Origin of the sequence: Plantactinospora sp. WMMB782 (assembly GCF_049179135.1) — a bacterium.
Classification (GTDB): Bacteria; Actinomycetota; Actinomycetes; order Mycobacteriales; family Micromonosporaceae; genus Plantactinospora.
On the sequence record NZ_JBMHMC010000007.1, the window covers coordinates 7,451,765 to 7,466,661 of the forward strand.

The 14,897-nt window shown below is 72.7% G+C and carries 13 protein-coding genes; 7 read left to right on the plus strand and 6 right to left on the minus strand.

Annotated elements, in window-relative coordinates; translation table 11 throughout:
- Positions 1 to 118 precede the first annotated feature (118 nt).
- The 4 genes from ACN28A_RS35285 to ACN28A_RS35300 all read left to right on the plus strand — a co-directional run bounded on the left by ACN28A_RS35285 (position 119) and on the right by ACN28A_RS35300 (position 3,861).
- Complete coding sequence (locus tag ACN28A_RS35285) at positions 119 to 793, plus strand: response regulator transcription factor (protein WP_421402936.1); 675 nt, start codon at positions 119 to 121, stop codon at positions 791 to 793.
- On the plus strand, positions 790 to 2,139 hold the full coding sequence (locus tag ACN28A_RS35290; RefSeq protein WP_421402938.1) for a sensor histidine kinase: 1,350 nt from the start codon (positions 790 to 792) through the stop codon (positions 2,137 to 2,139). Before ACN28A_RS35285 ends, ACN28A_RS35290 begins: the two co-directional genes overlap by 4 nt.
- Positions 2,136 to 2,756: a GerMN domain-containing protein gene (locus ACN28A_RS35295; protein ID WP_421402940.1), complete on the plus strand. Its 621-nt coding sequence runs from the start codon at positions 2,136 to 2,138 to the stop codon at positions 2,754 to 2,756. Before ACN28A_RS35290 ends, ACN28A_RS35295 begins: the two co-directional genes overlap by 4 nt.
- A gap of 160 nt (positions 2,757 to 2,916) precedes the next feature.
- Complete coding sequence (locus ACN28A_RS35300) at positions 2,917 to 3,861, plus strand: NADP-dependent oxidoreductase (RefSeq protein WP_421402941.1); 945 nt, start codon at positions 2,917 to 2,919, stop codon at positions 3,859 to 3,861.
- 92 nt (positions 3,862 to 3,953) lie between these two features.
- Here the strand turns inward: ACN28A_RS35300 and ACN28A_RS35305 are convergent, their stop codons facing one another.
- From ACN28A_RS35305 to ACN28A_RS35315, 3 genes are all read right to left on the minus strand, one after another.
- On the minus strand, positions 3,954 to 5,591 hold the full coding sequence (locus tag ACN28A_RS35305; RefSeq protein WP_421402943.1) for an ABC transporter permease: 1,638 nt from the start codon (positions 5,589 to 5,591) through the stop codon (positions 3,954 to 3,956).
- Positions 5,588 to 6,478, minus strand: coding sequence for an ATP-binding cassette domain-containing protein (locus tag ACN28A_RS35310; protein ID WP_421402945.1), 891 nt, complete (start codon positions 6,476 to 6,478; stop codon positions 5,588 to 5,590). The genes ACN28A_RS35305 and ACN28A_RS35310 overlap by 4 nt, the downstream gene beginning before the upstream one ends.
- A 229-nt stretch (positions 6,479 to 6,707) precedes the next feature.
- Complete coding sequence (locus tag ACN28A_RS35315) at positions 6,708 to 6,971, minus strand: hypothetical protein (protein WP_421402947.1); 264 nt, start codon at positions 6,969 to 6,971, stop codon at positions 6,708 to 6,710.
- Between ACN28A_RS35315 and ACN28A_RS35320 the strand changes: the two genes are divergently transcribed.
- Together ACN28A_RS35320 and ACN28A_RS35325 are read left to right on the plus strand one after the other, a co-directional pair.
- A complete protein-coding gene (locus ACN28A_RS35320) occupies positions 6,961 to 7,110 on the plus strand; it encodes a hypothetical protein (RefSeq protein WP_421402949.1) in 150 nt (49 codons plus the stop codon). The two genes, ACN28A_RS35315 and ACN28A_RS35320, sit on opposite strands and share 11 nt — an antisense overlap.
- A gap of 770 nt (positions 7,111 to 7,880) precedes the next feature.
- A complete protein-coding gene (locus tag ACN28A_RS35325) occupies positions 7,881 to 10,157 on the plus strand; it encodes a putative bifunctional diguanylate cyclase/phosphodiesterase (protein WP_421402951.1) in 2,277 nt (758 codons plus the stop codon).
- Positions 10,158 to 10,208: 51 nt separating this feature from the next.
- On the opposite strand, the gene ACN28A_RS35330 is transcribed toward ACN28A_RS35325, so the two are convergent.
- The gene (locus ACN28A_RS35330) at positions 10,209 to 11,264 is read right to left on the minus strand and encodes a LacI family DNA-binding transcriptional regulator (RefSeq protein ID WP_421402952.1); all 1,056 of its coding nucleotides are present in this window, start codon (positions 11,262 to 11,264) and stop codon (positions 10,209 to 10,211) included.
- 198 nt (positions 11,265 to 11,462) lie between these two features.
- Here ACN28A_RS35330 and ACN28A_RS35335 point away from each other — a divergent pair, with 198 nt between their 5' ends.
- Entirely contained in the window at positions 11,463 to 12,554 is a 1,092-nt protein-coding gene (locus ACN28A_RS35335; RefSeq protein ID WP_421402954.1) for an FAD-dependent oxidoreductase, read from the plus strand.
- Between the two features lie 107 nt (positions 12,555 to 12,661).
- Here ACN28A_RS35335 and ACN28A_RS35340 read toward each other — a convergent pair whose 3' ends face one another.
- Together ACN28A_RS35340 and ACN28A_RS35345 are read right to left on the minus strand one after the other, a co-directional pair.
- The gene (locus ACN28A_RS35340; RefSeq protein ID WP_421402956.1) at positions 12,662 to 13,342 is read right to left on the minus strand and encodes a lytic polysaccharide monooxygenase auxiliary activity family 9 protein; all 681 of its coding nucleotides are present in this window, start codon (positions 13,340 to 13,342) and stop codon (positions 12,662 to 12,664) included.
- A 176-nt stretch (positions 13,343 to 13,518) separates the two neighbouring features.
- On the minus strand, positions 13,519 to 14,871 hold the full coding sequence (locus ACN28A_RS35345) for an FAD-binding oxidoreductase (RefSeq protein WP_421402958.1): 1,353 nt from the start codon (positions 14,869 to 14,871) through the stop codon (positions 13,519 to 13,521).
- Positions 14,872 to 14,897 lie beyond the last annotated feature (26 nt).

Below are 14,897 nucleotides of genomic sequence, written 5' to 3' on the forward strand. Positions count from 1 at the left end.
GGATTGTCCCCGGGTTCATGACGATCAGATGACAAAGCCACCAGCGGCCGCCCGACCGGCACCGCCGAGCCGGTACCGGTGATTTCCACTGGCGGGAACGGAGCAGCATGATGGGTGGATGACGAAGGTACTGGTGATCGAGGATGACGACCGCATCCGCACGTCGCTGGTGCTCGCGCTCGAGGACGAGGGATACGCCGCGAGCGGGGTGCCCAGTGCGGAGGAGGGCTTGGCCGCACAGCGTTCGCAGCAGGCCGACACGATTCTGGTCGACCTGATGCTTCCCGGTGTCGACGGCTTCGAATGCATCCGGCAGCTGCGGCGCACCGACGACGTACCGATCGTGGTGATCAGCGCCCGTGACGACACGCACGACATCGTCGCCGCGCTGGAGGCCGGCGCGGACGACTACCTGGTCAAGCCGGTGGCGGTCAAGGAGCTGACGGCACGGCTGCGGGCACTGCGCCGGCGCTCCCTCGCCGGCCTCGCCCCGGTCACGGCGCTCGTCTTCGACGACCTCGAGGTGCTGCCCGAGGCCGGCGAGGTTCGCCGGCGCGGCACCCAGATCCCGGTGACCCGGACCGAGTTCCACCTGCTCTGCGAGTTGGCCGAGCACGCCGGCCGGGTGCTGTCCCGGCAGCAGTTGCTGGAGCGGGTCTGGGACTACGCGGTCGGCGACGAACGTCTGGTGGACGTCCACATCGGCCGGCTGCGGCAGAAGATCGAGGACGACCCCTCCGCGCCCCGGTACGTCGTCACGGTCCGCGGACTCGGCTACAAGCTGCAACGATGAGCCGCGCCGGCCTCCGTACCCGGTTGACGGCGGGATTCGCGGCCGGCGCCTTCGTGCTGTCCGGTTCGATGGCGGCGTTGTCGTACCAGCTCACCCGCAACTCGCTGCTGGCGGAACGGGAGCGCACCGCGATCCGGGCCGCGTACTTCGAGGCGACGGTGGTCCGCGCCGAGTTGGACGCCCAACAGCCGAGGATCATCGACACGCTGCGCTCCCTCAACACCGGTGAGAACCGGCGGACCCTGCTCAACCGCAACGGCGCCTGGTACGCCCGCAACGCCGACTCCGGTCTCACCTCGGCCATCCCGGGTCCGCTCCAGGACCTCGTCGCCGCCGGCGAGGCGGGCATACAGCGGATCGAGACCGACGGGACGCCGGCGGTCGTGGTGGGGGTACCCCTCTCCCCCACGACGAGCTTCTACCACGTCGACTCGCTCGAGGAACTCGACCACACGCTGCGGGTGCTCGCGCTCGTGCTCAGCATGGTCGCGATCACGACGGCCGGAGCCGGCGCCGGTTTCGGCTGGTACGCGGCCCGGCACGCACTGCGCCCGCTGGCCTCGGTGGCCGGCGCGGCTCAGGAGATCATCGCCGGAGACCTGAACGCCCGCCTGAACCCGGCGACCGAGCCGGACCTGCGCCAGCTCACCTCCTCGTTCAACCAGATGGTGGACCAGCTCTCCGAACGGATGCGCCGGGACCGCCGGTTCGCCGCCGACGTCAGTCACGAACTCCGCTCCCCGCTCCAGACGCTCGCCGCCGCGGCCTCGCTCCTCGAACGCCGCCGGGAGCACCTCGACGAGCGCACCGCCACCGCCGCGCGGCTCGTCGCCGAGGAGGTGCACCGGTTCCAGCGGCTCGTGCACGACCTGCTGGAGTTGGCGCGCGGCGACCTGTCCATCGAGCGCCAGGAGATCAACGCACCGGCGCTCGCCCGCCAGGTCTGCCGGTCCCGGGGACTACCCGAGGCGCTCGTGCGCAGTACCGGCCCCTCCCGGTGGTGGGTCGATCCACGCCGGTTGCGGCAGGTGATCGGCAATCTCCTCGACAACGCCCACGCGTACGGCGGCGGTCCCTGTGCCGTGCACCTACGGGCGGGTGACGGCCGGTACGTCGTGGAGGTCGACGACGAGGGCCCGGGTGTGGACCCGGTCGACCGGGAGAACATCTTCCTGCCCTTCGTACGCGGACGCAGCGCCAACTCCCGGGGTGCCAGCGACGGCACCGGACTCGGGCTGGCCCTGGTGGTCCAGCACGCGTCGGCACACTCGGGAAGGGCCGACGTGCAGGATCGTCCCGGCGGTGGCGCACGGTTCCGGGTCGAACTCGAGGAGCCACGGCGATGACCCGAGGTGACCCGAAGGCGACCCGAGGAGGCTGGGCGGTGCGGGCCGGAGGCTGGGCGGTGCGGAGCCGGGCGCCGGTCACGGGTGTGATCGTCCTGGTGGCGCTCGCCGGCTGCGGCGTACGACCGGAGGCCGTCCCCCGCCCGGTCGAGCCCTCGGCGAGCCGGGTGCCGCCCGCGACGGTACCTGCCGCGTCGCCGACCGGTGAGGTGGGCGAGCGGCTGTACTACGTCCGGGACGACCGGCTGGTCGTCGTGACCCGCCAGGTTCCGACCCCGTCCGCACCGGCGGCCCTCCTGACGACACTGCTCGCCGGCCCCTCCGAGCAGGAACGCGACGCGGGCCTGGGCACCGCGCTCACCGGCGTGGACCCGATGACGACGGTGCGGGTGACCGGCGACACGGCGACGGTCCACGTCGGCGACCGGCTCGCCGAAGCGGGCCGCACCGACGAGGTCCTGGCCTTCGGCCAGATCGTCTGCACAGTCGTCGGACATCCGGCGGTAAACCAGGTCACGTTCCGCCACGACAACGAGCCACTCGGTATCCCGCGCGCCGACGGCTCGCTGTCCCAGGCACCGCTTACCTGCCGCGACTTCGGCTCGCTCCTCGGCTAGGGACGCCTCGGAACCCGGTGGCGGGTCGGCGGAGTTGGCAACCCGTTACCGGTCCGGCTGACAGCACATCGAATCATGACATATAACCGGTTATGTCAGTTTGAGGTCTGAAAGCTTTTCGGGTGCGGATCGCGGGACATGAACGAGAGCAGAGAAACCCATGAAGGCAGTGCGTTTCCACGAGTACGGCGACCCGAACGTCCTGCGCTACGAGGAGGTGGAGCAGCCGGTCCCCGCCGCGGGACAGGTCCGTATCCGGGTCGCCGCGACGTCGTTCAACGAGATCGACGGGAACATCCGGGCAGGCTTCATGCAGAATCCGATCCCGGTGACGCTGCCGCACACTCCCGGCCTCGACGTCGCCGGTACGGTCGACGCCCTGGGCGCCGACGTGACCGGCAGGCAGGTCGGTGACCAGGTTGTCGGCTTCCTGCCGATGACGGAAACCGGCGCGGCGGCGGAGTACGCCCTCGCGCCGGCCGAGAACCTGACGCCGGCGCCCACGAGCATCCCGCTGGCTGACGCCGCCGCGCTGCCGGTGGTCGGTCTCACCGCCTGGCAGGCGCTGTTCGACCACGCCGGGCTCGCCAGCGGGCAGCGCGTGCTGGTCAACGGTGCGGGCGGCTCGGTAGGCGGCTACGCCGTACAGCTGGCCGACAATGCGGGCGCGTACGTGATCGCCACCGCCAGCCCGCGCAGCAGCGGGCGCGTCACGTCGGCCGGTGCCGACGAGGTTGTCGACCACACCACCACGGACGTGACCTCGGCGGTGACCGAGCCGGTCGACGTCGTACTGAATCTCGCGCCGATCACCCCGGAGCAGCTGGCCGCACTGGTCGGCCTGATCCGTCCGGGCGGAGTCCTGGTCAGCACGACGGTGTGGATGCCCACACCCGCCGACGAGCAGCGCGGGGTGCGTGGCATCGACCTGTTCGTCCGCAGCGACGCCGCCCAGCTGGCGCGGCTGGTGGCGCTTGTCGACACCGGCGAGCTGCACGTCCACGTCGCCGAGCGGGTCCCCCTGGCCGAGCTGTCGGCGCTGCACGCCCGGGCCGCCACGGGCGCATTGTCCGGAAAGGTAGTCGTCCTGCCACCCGCCACCTGACGCCTGTCGCCTGTCGCCTGTCGCCTTACGCCGGTCGCCTGTCGCCTGTCGCCTGTCGGATCCTCCGTGCACCGCGCCGACTTGGCCGGTGTTCAGCCGAGCAGGTCACGGCGCTGGTACCCGACCGCTCCCACTGAGGTCAGCACGGCGGCGACGCCCAGCATGACGGCGGTCGCCGGCCAGTCCGGCGGCAGGTCCGGGACCGGGGCGAGGTGTGCGAACGGGGAGATCCAGGCGACCCAGGCCGGCGCTCCGACACTGTCGGCGGTCACCTGGAGCAGGAACCCGCCGGCGGCAGGCAGGGCGCCGACCAGAGACACCGCGCGGGGCAGCCAGCCGAGTGCGAGTACCGCCGCACCCAGGCAGAGCATTCCGATTGGCAGCACGTTCAGCGAGCCGGCCAGCGCGGCGCCGGCCCCCAGCGGCGCGTCGACGATTGCGGCGCCGGCCCAGACCGCCAGACCGGCCCCGACGGTGAGCACCACCGCACCACCGGCCGTGGTCGCGGCCTCGGCGGTGAGCAGCCGGAGCCGGGTGACGGGCTGGCCGTAGAGCAGGGTGAGCCGCCGGTCGGTCTCGTCGGCGGCGTTGCCGGCGATCCGGGTCGCGGCGAACAGCCCGACCGGGATGGCGAGCAGCGAGCAGAGCGCGGCCAGGTAACCGTCGACCGACCCGAGGCCCCCGAACCCGGCCTGCCCGGCAAGCTCGGCGAACCGCGGGTTGTCGGCCAGGAAATCGGTCATGGAGACCGCGAGCAGCCCGATGAGCAGGTAGTAGGCGGCCACGCCGAGCAGCCAGCCGGCCAGCGGGCGGACGAGGCGGCGGACCGCGAAACCGGGCACCGAGCCGAGCAGCCACAGCCGGGGCCGCCGACCGGCCGGGGTGCCGAGCCAGCCGCCACGGACGTCACGGTGCCGGGCGGCCACGACGGCCGCCACCAGCAGGGCCGTGACGGCGGCCGCCAGTACGACCAGGGGCAGCGGGCGGTTCGCCGCGTACGGCTGGGCGAGCGCGACCAGCCCGAACGGCGACAGCCAGCGCAGCCAGCCGAGCGCGGGTACCCCGTCGCCGACCATTCTCGCCAGCAACCCGGCGCCGAGCAGCGCTACGGCGGCGCCGCTGGCCGCCTGCCGGGTGGCGAAGACCTGTGCGGCAAGCGCCGCGGCAACGGCGTAGAACATCCCGACGAGCGCCAGTCCGACACCGTGCAGCAGCGCCCCGACGGGTGCGGTGCCGGCGGCGAGGAGAAAGCCGGCCGCGCCGAGCCCGGCGACCAGCAGCGCGGCGAGCACGACGGCGACGTGCCGGGCCACCAGCGACGCCACCGGCACCCGGCCGGCGGCGAGCAGCTCCCACCGGCCGGCGTCCTCCTCGCCCCGGGTGATCCGGGTGACGGTGAGCAGTCCCCACACCCCGGCGAGCACCCCGAGCACCGTGCCGGTACGCCAGACGGTGTACCCGCCCGGGTCGTCGAGGGCGACAGGGTTGCCGAAGAGCGTACGGATCGCCGGGTTCTCGGCCAGGGCGGCCAGCGCGGCGGCGTCCAGGGCGTCGCGGACGGTGTTGGTGTAGGTGGCTGCCACCATGGCGGACATCCCGCCCAGCAGCGCGATGACGACAAGGGCGCCACGTCGGATCTGCCGCACGGCGAACCGGCTGACGATGCGTCCACCGGGATCCCCGTCGGTGCCCACCGGCAGCCGTCCCGCGGCGGCGTCGACGGCGGTCACCGGGACACCTCGGGGTAGTAGTCGAGGAAGATCTCCTCCAGGGTCGGCTCGTGCACCCGCAGCGCCGTCACGTCCGCCGCCGCCATCGCCCGCAACGCCGGACCGGGTGGGCCGGTGAGGGTGAAACGCAGCCGGGCGGGCGTGAGGTTCTCCACCGTCTCCACCCCGGGCACGCCGTCCAGCACCGGCATCGGCCCGTTGAAGATGACCTCGACCTGGCTCCGGTGCAGGCGGCGCAACTCCGGCATCCCGGCGACCTCCACCAGCCGGCCCGCGCGGAGGATCCCGACCCGGTCGCACACCGCCTCGACCTCGGCGAGCTGGTGGGAACTCAGGAACACGGTCTGCCCACGCCGACGGGCCTCGACCACCGCAGTCTGGAACTCGCGCTCCATCAACGGGTCCAGTCCGCTGGTCGGCTCGTCCAGGACCAGCAGCGGCGCCCGGGTGGCGAAGGCGGCGACCAGGGCGACCTTCTGACGGTTGCCGGTCGAGTACGCCCGTCCCGGCTTCGACAGGTCCAGCGCGAACCGGTCCACCAGCTCGTCCCGGTAGGCGCGGTCGACCCCGGCACCGGTCCGTCCCAGCAGTTCCAACGTCTCCGCACCGGTCAGGTCCGGCCACAGCGCCACGTCGGCCGGCACGTACGCGATGGACCGGTGTGCCACCGCGACGTCGGCGGCATCGCCGTCGAAGATCCACGCCTGGCCGCCCGTCGGGCGGGCCAGCCCCAGCAGCAGCCGGATCGTGGTGGACTTACCCGCGCCGTTCGGCCCGAGGAACCCGAACACCTCACCGGCCGGAACTTCCAGATCCAGCGCTTCCAGCGCACGGACGGTCCCGTAGCGTTTGGTCAACCCGGTCGTGCGAATGGCAGGAACAGCCACGGAGATCTCCCCTGGTCGGCGACGAACAGAACGCCGACCAGACTTCCCGGCACACCAGGGCGGAGCCTACTCTCCGGGACACCACCGCCGGAAGGTGCCCGGGTGGTAGCCCGGCGGGATTGACGGGATCCGCGCAAACGGATCCGGTTCCGGTGTTCCGCACGGCGGGTCGCGGTAGCGGGGCGGGGGCGGACCGGCGTCCGGGGCACGGCGCGGGTCGTCGGGCGAATCATGTCCCGTCGAGGGTCTGCCGGCGCATCGGGGATCGCAGGATCGGCACCCACACGAGTGCGAGGGCGGCACAGGCGACCCAGGTGGCGGTACGTGGACCGGAGACCTCACCGACAAGTGCCGCCGCCGCGCCGCCGAGGGTGAGCGCACCGCTGAACACCACCCGCAGGGTGCCGTTGATGCGTCCCAGCAGCCACGGCGGCGTGACGTGCTGACGGAACGACATCAGCAGCACGCTGTCGAACCCGACCTTGAAGATCACCAGCGCCCAGGCGAGCGGCGTCTCGGCCCATCTCGCCCGGCTGGCGGCAGCCGGCCTGGTCGCCCGGCAGCGGGCCGGTCGGCTGGTTTTCTACGTACGCACCGCGCGGGCCGACGCGCTGTTCGGCACACCGCCCTGACCCCGGCCGCCGCAGCCGATCGGCCGTGACCGGGATTGCCGCCGAACCGGCAAGACCGGAGAACTCGTTTTCTCGGGTCGGCGGGGTCGCGAGACTTGCCTGCTCGACCTGTGTCTCGCAGTCGATCGTACTAATGGGCCGGAGCCGGTCGTCCTGCGCCTGTTCGACAGTTCGAACGACCTGGCCGACGTGTATGGACAGCGTCCGGAGCGAGCCCGGGTCGAGCGGCCGGCCGGATTTCGCCGTGGCGTCCCCGGCTCTTCCTCGGCCGAGGGTCGGACAGCGTGTCCGTCAGTACGGGAGTCGACCCGTGGAGACTGCCGGGCAGGTGCGAGTGGGTGTAGGCGACCGGCTGACAGCAGACCGGGTCGCAGGAGCCAGCCGACATACCTGCTGGTGGAAGCGGTACGCGCCTCGACCCGGTCGTCCGGCCGGCGCGTGCCATCTGGTGCTCGACCCACCCCGGCGCATCGCTATTCCACGGGAACTGATGAAACAATTCGAGCTGTTTCCCGGACCGCTCTCCTAACACGTACTTCCGGTGCCCGCTAAGCAGCGGGCCGATGCCTCGGTGACGCTTTCCGCGTCTACCGGAACGGACCGACTGGAAGTGCCGTGCACCCACGGATGAGTTCCGAACGTTCGGGTGAGATGCGGTACACAATTGCCAGGATATCGTCAGGGCCGTGACGCGAGAGGCGCTTCGGTCGGTGGCGGGACCCGCGGTCGAGGTCGCTGATGCCGGCGGCTGTCGGGCCGCCCGAAGATATGTGCTGGCCAGTAGCGGAATCGCGGCCGTCGGCACCGCCTGGTACGTCGCGTACCTGACGGTCGGCGCCGGTAGCGAGGCACTCGCGTACGTCTTCGTCCCCGTCGGCGGTGTGCTCGCCACCGCCTCCGTGTTCCACATGGTCCGGGGCGGCACTCCCAACCCGGTCGCCCGGCGCTTCTGGCGGGCCCTGCTCGGCGCGGCGGGCGTGATCACGATCGGGTACGGCTGGCTGGCGGCGGACATGCTGACGCACGCCGCCCAGGCGCGTACCCGCAGCATGCCGTTGCCGGCCGCGGCCTGCGTGGCGCTCGGGTTCGGCACCGCCGTCTGGGCGGTGGCCCGGGTGCCTGTCGTGCTGCCCGGCGGCGTCGAGTGGTGGCGCATGGTGCTCGACCGCACGATCGCGTTCCTCGGCTGCGCGACCGTGTTGTGGTATCTCGGACTGGCGCCGATGTTCTCCGCCGAGGAGCGGTGGAGCCGGCAGGCGATGGCGCTGGTCGGGCTCGCGTTCCTGGTCGCGTTAGGAGCCGCGACGAAGGTCTCGTACGTCCTGGGTGGCCCGGTCGACCGCGTCGCGCTGCGACTCGTCGCGGCCAGCGGTGGCGTCACCGCGGGGATCGTGGCCGTACTCGCGGTGCGGTTCGGGTACGCCGCCGGTATCGCCGCCCAGGCGGTCGTGATGCCGCTGACCCCGGTGCTGGTCACGCTGGGTGTCGCGGCACAGTGGCGGGCCGACCTGGGGCTTCGTCGTGCCCCGGCCCGCAGCGGCGTGCTGCTGCCCTACCTGGCCGTGCTGGCTGTCGACGTGCCGCTGGTCGCGGTCGCGGCCGGGGCGCCGCTGAGCTGGCCGGTCCGGGTGGTCCTGGTCGCCGCGGTGGTGGTGACCGCGCTGGTCGGGGCCCGGCAGTTCATCGCGTTCCGGGAGAACGCCCGGCTGCTGCGGAACACGCGTCTTCAGGAGGAGCGCCTACAGTACGAGGTCAGCCACGACGCCCTCACCGGGTTGGCCAACCGGGCACTGTTCCGGGACCGGCTCGCGACCGCGCTGGCCGCGACGGCACCGACCTCGGTGCTCCTGGTCGACCTGGACGACTTCAAGACCGTCAACGACCTGCTCGGTCACGGTGTCGGCGACCGGTTGCTCGTCGCGGTGGCGCAGTTGCTGCGGGCCGAGGTCGGGGATCACGGCCTGCCGGTGCGGGTGGCCGGCGACGAGTTCGCGGTGCTGCTCACCGGCGCCGACCCCGAGGAGTTGGCCGGCCGCCTGCTGGCCGCGCTGAGCCGCCCGATCAGCGAACACCGCCTGCTGGTGCAGGCCAGCATCGGCATCGCCGGCGCCGAGCCGGGCGCGACGGTCGACTCGGTGCTGCGGGACGCCGACGTCGCGATGTACACCGCCAAGCAGCGCGGCAAGGCCAGCTTCGTGCGGTACGCGGAGGGCATGGGCGAGCCCGTGCTGGCGCACATGCAGCTCGGCGGCGAACTGCGGCGGGCCCTGGACGACGACGAGTTGCGGGTGGTCTACCAGCCGATCCTCCGGCTGCACGACAACCGGCTGGTCGGGGTCGAGGCGCTGGTCCGCTGGCATCACCCGACCCGTGGGGTGGTCTCTCCGGGCGAGTTCATCCCGGCTGCCGAGCGGACCGGCCTGATCGTGCCGCTGGGCCGGTTCGTGCTCCGCGAGACGTGCCGCCAGGCGGCGGCGTGGTCGTCCGAGTTCGGGCCGGACGCGCTGCGGGAGGCGGGGTTGAACGTCTCCGCGCGGCAACTGCACGACCCCGACTTCGTCTCCGACGTGGCCGCCGCACTGGCCGACAGCGGGTTGCCCTGTGAGCGGCTCGTGCTGGAGGTGACCGAGTCGGCAGTGCTTCGGGGTCAGCAGGTTTCCCGGGCACTGTACGAACTCGACCGGATGGGTATCCGGCTGTCCCTGGACGACTTCGGTACCGGCGAATCGTCGCTCAGCCTGCTGCGCGCCTTCCCGGCCGCGATCGTGAAGCTCGACAAGTCCTTCGTCGACGGCATCGAGATCGACGACGGCCAGCCGGCCGCCGCCGACGCCCGGCAGGCGGTGGCCCGCGCGGTGATCCAGCTCGCCCGTGCCCTCCGCCTGGACACCGTCGCCGAGGGGATCGAGAACGCCGAGCAGGCCGCCGTACTCCGGGAACTCGGTTACACCTGCGGACAGGGCTACCATCTGGCCCGGCCGATGACCGCCGACGGCGTGTCGCGGCTACTGGCCCGCCAGCAGACGATGGCAGCCGCGGACCGCTGACGCACCGGCAGACCACCGGAGCCACCCATGCCCCGACGAGCATGCGGTGGCTCAGCCCGCCGGCGCCGCCGTGCTCGCCCGGACGGTCAGGGTGGTCGCCAGTTCGAGGCCGATCCGCTCGGTCGTCTCCCCCCGGCCGAGCGCGAGGGCCAGCTCGGTCGCGGCCACGGCCATCTCGGTGAGCGGCTGGCGGACGGTTGTCAGCGGCGGGTCGACCAGGGCGGCGACGGGCAGGTCGTCGAAGCCGACCACACTCAGGTCGGCCGGGACCCGCAGGTCGAGTTCCCGCGCCGCCCGGTAGACCCCGAGCGCCTGCAGGTCGTTGCTGGCGAAGACGGCCGAGGGACGTCCCGGACGGTCGAGCAGGTGCACGGCGGCCGCGTGGCCGTCGGCGGTGGTGAGCTCGGCACGGACGACGAGATCCGCCTCGACCGGCAGGCCGGCCGCCTCCATCGCCGCGCGGTAGCCGTCCAGCCTGGCGCGGCAGCAGAGCACCCGGTCGGGACCGGCGACCATGGCGATGCGCCGGTGTCCGAGCCGGATCAGGTGCCGGGTGGCCGACCGGCCACCGGCCCAGTTCGTCGCTCCGACGAAGGGGACCCCGTCGGGCAGCTCGACGGTGGGATCGAAGACCACGAACGGAATGCCCCGGGCCCGGAGCAGGTCCCGTTGCTCGTCCGAGAGCTGGGCCACCGACACGATGCAGTCCGGGCGCCGTGCCAGGGTGTCGTCGATCCAGTAGTGGATCGCGTTGTGCTCCGGCCCGAACTCGGTGAGTACGACGCCGACCCGGTTCTGCCGGGCCACCCGTTCCACGCCACGGATGACCTCGATCCCCCACATGTGCTCCAGCTGGTCGAAGACCAGCTCCATCATGTTGCTGCGGACGGTGGGTGCCGGCCTGCGGTAGCCGAACTGGCTGATCAGGGCCTCCACCTTGGCGCGCGTGTCGGGGGCCACGCCGGAACGGCCGTTGATCACCTTCGAGACCGTCGGGACCGAGACCCCCGCCGTCGCCGCGATGTAAGAAATCGTCACCGGACGGGCCGGGTCGCCGCGCGGCTCCTCCCGGTCGGCGACCGCCTCGCCCGACTCGGCGTGCGACACCTGGCCCCCTTCCCGCCCAGCCGGCCGGTCGGGCGACCGTCGTCAGGCGCCGGGCACGGAGCAACGATAGTCGCCCGGCCCGGCTCGGACGGGGCCGGGACGGGACTCGGCGCCGGCCGGGCAGGAGCTGGGGACGTTGCGTGAAGGTGTGGTGAGCACGGCCGTCGGCCGGTCCCGACGGGGCTACCTTCGGCGGCTATGGAGACCGTGGACGTACTCGTCGTCGGCGCCGGCCTCGCCGGTCTGCACAGCGCCCGCCTGCTGGCCGAGCAGGGCCATGACGTACTCGTCGTCGATCGTCGACGTGCCCTCGACTCGGGCATCCGCACCACCGGCATCTTCGTCCGCCGCACCCTCGACGACTTCGCGCTGCCGGCCGAGCATCTCGGGCCGGCGATCCGCCGGGTGCTGCTCTACCCGCCGTCGCTGCGTCGGCCGGTCGAGCTGACCAGCCCGCGCGACGAGTTCCGGGTCGCCGACATGGCCGGCGTCTACGCCCATGCGCTGGCCGGGGCGAGGCGGGCCGGCGCGCGGGTACGCCTCGGCGTCTCGTACCCGGTGGCCGGGGTCGCCGCCCGGTTCACCGTCGGCGCCGACGGCGCCCGGTCGACTGTCGCCCGCCGGCTCGGGCTCGACGTCAACCGGCGGGTCATCGTCGGCGTCGAGGAGGTGTACCCGGTGGCCGGCGTCGCCGGAGAGCCGACGTTCCACTGCGTGGTCGATCCCCGGCTCGCCCCCGGCTACCTCGGCTGGGTGGTCGACGACGGGCGGCACGCGCACGTCGGGCTGGCCGGGCGGCCGGACCGGCTCAGCGGACCGCTGCCCCGGCTGCTGCGTACCTTCGGTCAGGGTTTCGGCGAGTTGCCGGTCCCGGCCGGCCCGGTGGGTCGGCGCGGCGGGCCGATCCCGGTCGGTGGGGTGCTGCGCCGGATCGCCAGCCCGGCCGGGCTGCTCGTCGGGGACGCCGCCGGCGCGGTGTCGCCGCTGACCGCCGGCGGTCTCGACCCGTGCCTGCGGATGTCGGAACTGGCTGCCGCGGTGACCGGTGACTACCTGCGCACCGGTGACGCGTCGGTGCTGCGGCACTACGACGGGGCGGTGCTCCGGGCGCGGTTCCGGGTCCGGCTGCTGCTGCGGCACGCCCTGTCCGGGGTGCGGTCGCCGGCCCTCGCCGAGGCCGGCTTCGCTCTGCTGCGGGCGGCGCCGGGGCGGGCCGCCGCCGCCCGGGTGCTCTTCGGACACGGGTCGTTTCCGGACGCTCCGTACACCTGGCGGACCGCCCCGGCCTGAGGCCGGAGACGGGCTCCGGCCCAGGACGCGGACGTCCTGGGCCGGAGTGGTGCGGTGGCCGTCGACCAGCCGTCGATCAGCTGTCGATCAGCCGGATCAGCTGTCGATCAGGTGAAGTTCACGTCGCTGCACCACATGTACGCCTGGTCGAGGTGCGAAGCCTGCCAGATGACGAACACGATGTGGCGTCCGGTGTACCCGTTGGTCGAGACGTTGAACGAGATGTTCTGCGCCGGCGCGTAACGTCCGGTCGTCGTCACCAGGTCGAGGTTGCCCCAACCGAGGCGCTGGGTGGTGGGGTTGAACCCGTTCTTGCTGACGTAGACCCGGAAGTAGTCAGCACCGTGGCTGGCCTGGTCGTACAGCTGGATGGTGAAGTTGCGACTGATGTTCGTCGCCTTCCAGTTCCCCGGGGTGTTCAGGCTGTTGTTCCGGGAGAGGGCGTTGCTGCACAGCTGCCCGTCCGGGGTCGAGCCCTGGAAGTTCGCCCGGAGGCCGTCCCGCAGCGCGCTCATCCAGTTCCACATGGTGTCAGGGTTCGCCTGGAACGCCTGGTAACACATGGGGTCCTGCTGCTGCATGGCCGGGTTCATGTGGTTGCTGCCCCAGTCCTTCCAGCACTGGTAGGCCCGGGACTGCGGGTTGATGATGGTGCCGTGGGCCTGGGCCGGTGCGGCCCAGGGCAGCACGCCGACCATCATGGTGACCACCAGGGCAAGTACCCGCAGGGGCTGGCGGACGGCCGACCGGGATCGCCGGACGGACTGGTCGGGCGTGGGTGGACGCATGGTAGTTCCTCCGATCTGGGGCGCTGAAGATCAGCTTTGGGAGCGCTTCCAGTATTACATCGACGGCTGTGTATATCAACAATGATCTGTTTTTGGGGTAAGTGTGCGCGCTTGGCCCGAGTCGCCGCGCGTCGGGCCGTCGCCCCGAGCCGTCCTGACCGCCGCCCCCGGCGGCGTCACCGGGTCGGGTGACGGTCGGGCGACGGGCACTGCCACGGCGCCCGGTGGGCGGGCGACCGGGGCCCACCCTGCGACGACGACGCCGGCGGGATGTTGTGCCCGGCGCGGAAGAGGTTCCCGGGATCGTACGCGGCCTTGACCAGGCGCAGCCGCCGGTGGTCGGCCGCCGAGTACGCGGTCGCCGTGCGGCGGGTGTCGCCGAGGAAGTTGAGGAACGCCCCGCCGACCGTCCACGGGTGCAGCGCCTCGGCCAACCCCGGGACCTCCTCGGCCACGATAACCGAGAACGGCGCCGACCGCTGGCCAGCCGGGCCCGGATCGGCGCCGGGGGCCGCGATCGCACCGCCCCAGTGCCGCACCTCCACCGTGGACCGCAGGCCGGCCAGCACCTCGACCGCCGAATCGGAGAGGTCCCGGAGGAAGTCGTGGTAGCGGGCCGGGGTGCCGCCCATCCGCACCTCCGGGTAGGCCACCGTGCGCATCCCGTCGTGCAGGACGGGACCCGCCGCCGCGTACAGCGGCCCGAGGAGTCGACGGGCGATGTCGGCCTCCCCCGCGTACACGGCCTTGAGCAGCACCACCCGGCGACCGCGCAACGCCGGTGCGACGTCGTCGTCGGCCGGCATCGTGCGGAGCACCACCGCCGTGCTCATCGCGTCCGGCGCGCCGGCGGCCCAGTCGCGGTACCGGGCGAGGAACCCGGCGGCGTCGTCCGCCGGGAAGTAGGCGAAGCCGGCGTACACCGACGACACCGGGTAGAGGCGGAACTCCAGCGACGTGACCAGGCCGAAGTTGCCACCGCCGCCGCGCAGCGCCCAGAACAGCTCCGGGTGGCGGTCGGCGTCGGCGGTGACGGAGCGGCCGTCGGCGAGTACCAGCTCGGCCCGCAACACGCTGTCGGCGGCCAGGCCGTACCGGCGCCCGAGCCAGCCCATGCCGCCGCCCAGGGTGTACCCGGTGACGCCGACCGTCGCCGAGGAGCCGGAGAGCGGCGCCAGGCCGTAGCGGGCGGCGGCGGTGAGCACGTGCTCCCACCGGGTGCCCGGACCGACCCGGGCGGTTTGCCGGTACGGGTCGACCCAGACCCCGGTCATCCCGCCGGTACGCAGCAGGATGCCGCCGTCGAGCCCCCGATGGGTACCGTGCCCGGTGGCCTGGACCGCGATCGGCAGCTCCCCGGCGGCTGCCGCGTCGACGGCGGCCCGGACGTCGGCCACCCCGGCCGCCTCGACCACGGCCACCGGCCGGTGCAGCACCGCCGGGTGCAGCGCCGCGCAACGCTCGTCGAAACCCTCGTCGCCCGGCCGGTACACCCGGCCCGTCAGGCGCTGTGTGCGAAGCAGAGTCATCTCGGTCCCCCTGGCTCGGATCGGTC

Bases quoted from the DNA above. Each gene is read 5' to 3' on its own strand.
- ACN28A_RS35285 (WP_421402936.1), top strand. From the start codon at position 119: ATGACGAAGGTACTGGTGATCGAGGATGACGACCGCATCCGCACGTCG.
- ACN28A_RS35290 (WP_421402938.1), top strand. From the start codon at position 790: ATGAGCCGCGCCGGCCTCCGTACCCGGTTGACGGCGGGATTCGCGGCC.
- ACN28A_RS35295 (WP_421402940.1), top strand. From the start codon at position 2,136: ATGACCCGAGGTGACCCGAAGGCGACCCGAGGAGGCTGGGCGGTGCGG.
- ACN28A_RS35300 (WP_421402941.1), top strand. From the start codon at position 2,917: ATGAAGGCAGTGCGTTTCCACGAGTACGGCGACCCGAACGTCCTGCGC.
- ACN28A_RS35335 (WP_421402954.1), top strand. From the start codon at position 11,463: ATGGAGACCGTGGACGTACTCGTCGTCGGCGCCGGCCTCGCCGGTCTG.
- ACN28A_RS35340 (WP_421402956.1), bottom strand. From the start codon at position 13,342: ATGCGTCCACCCACGCCCGACCAGTCCGTCCGGCGATCCCGGTCGGCC.
- ACN28A_RS35345 (WP_421402958.1), bottom strand. From the start codon at position 14,871: ATGACTCTGCTTCGCACACAGCGCCTGACGGGCCGGGTGTACCGGCCG.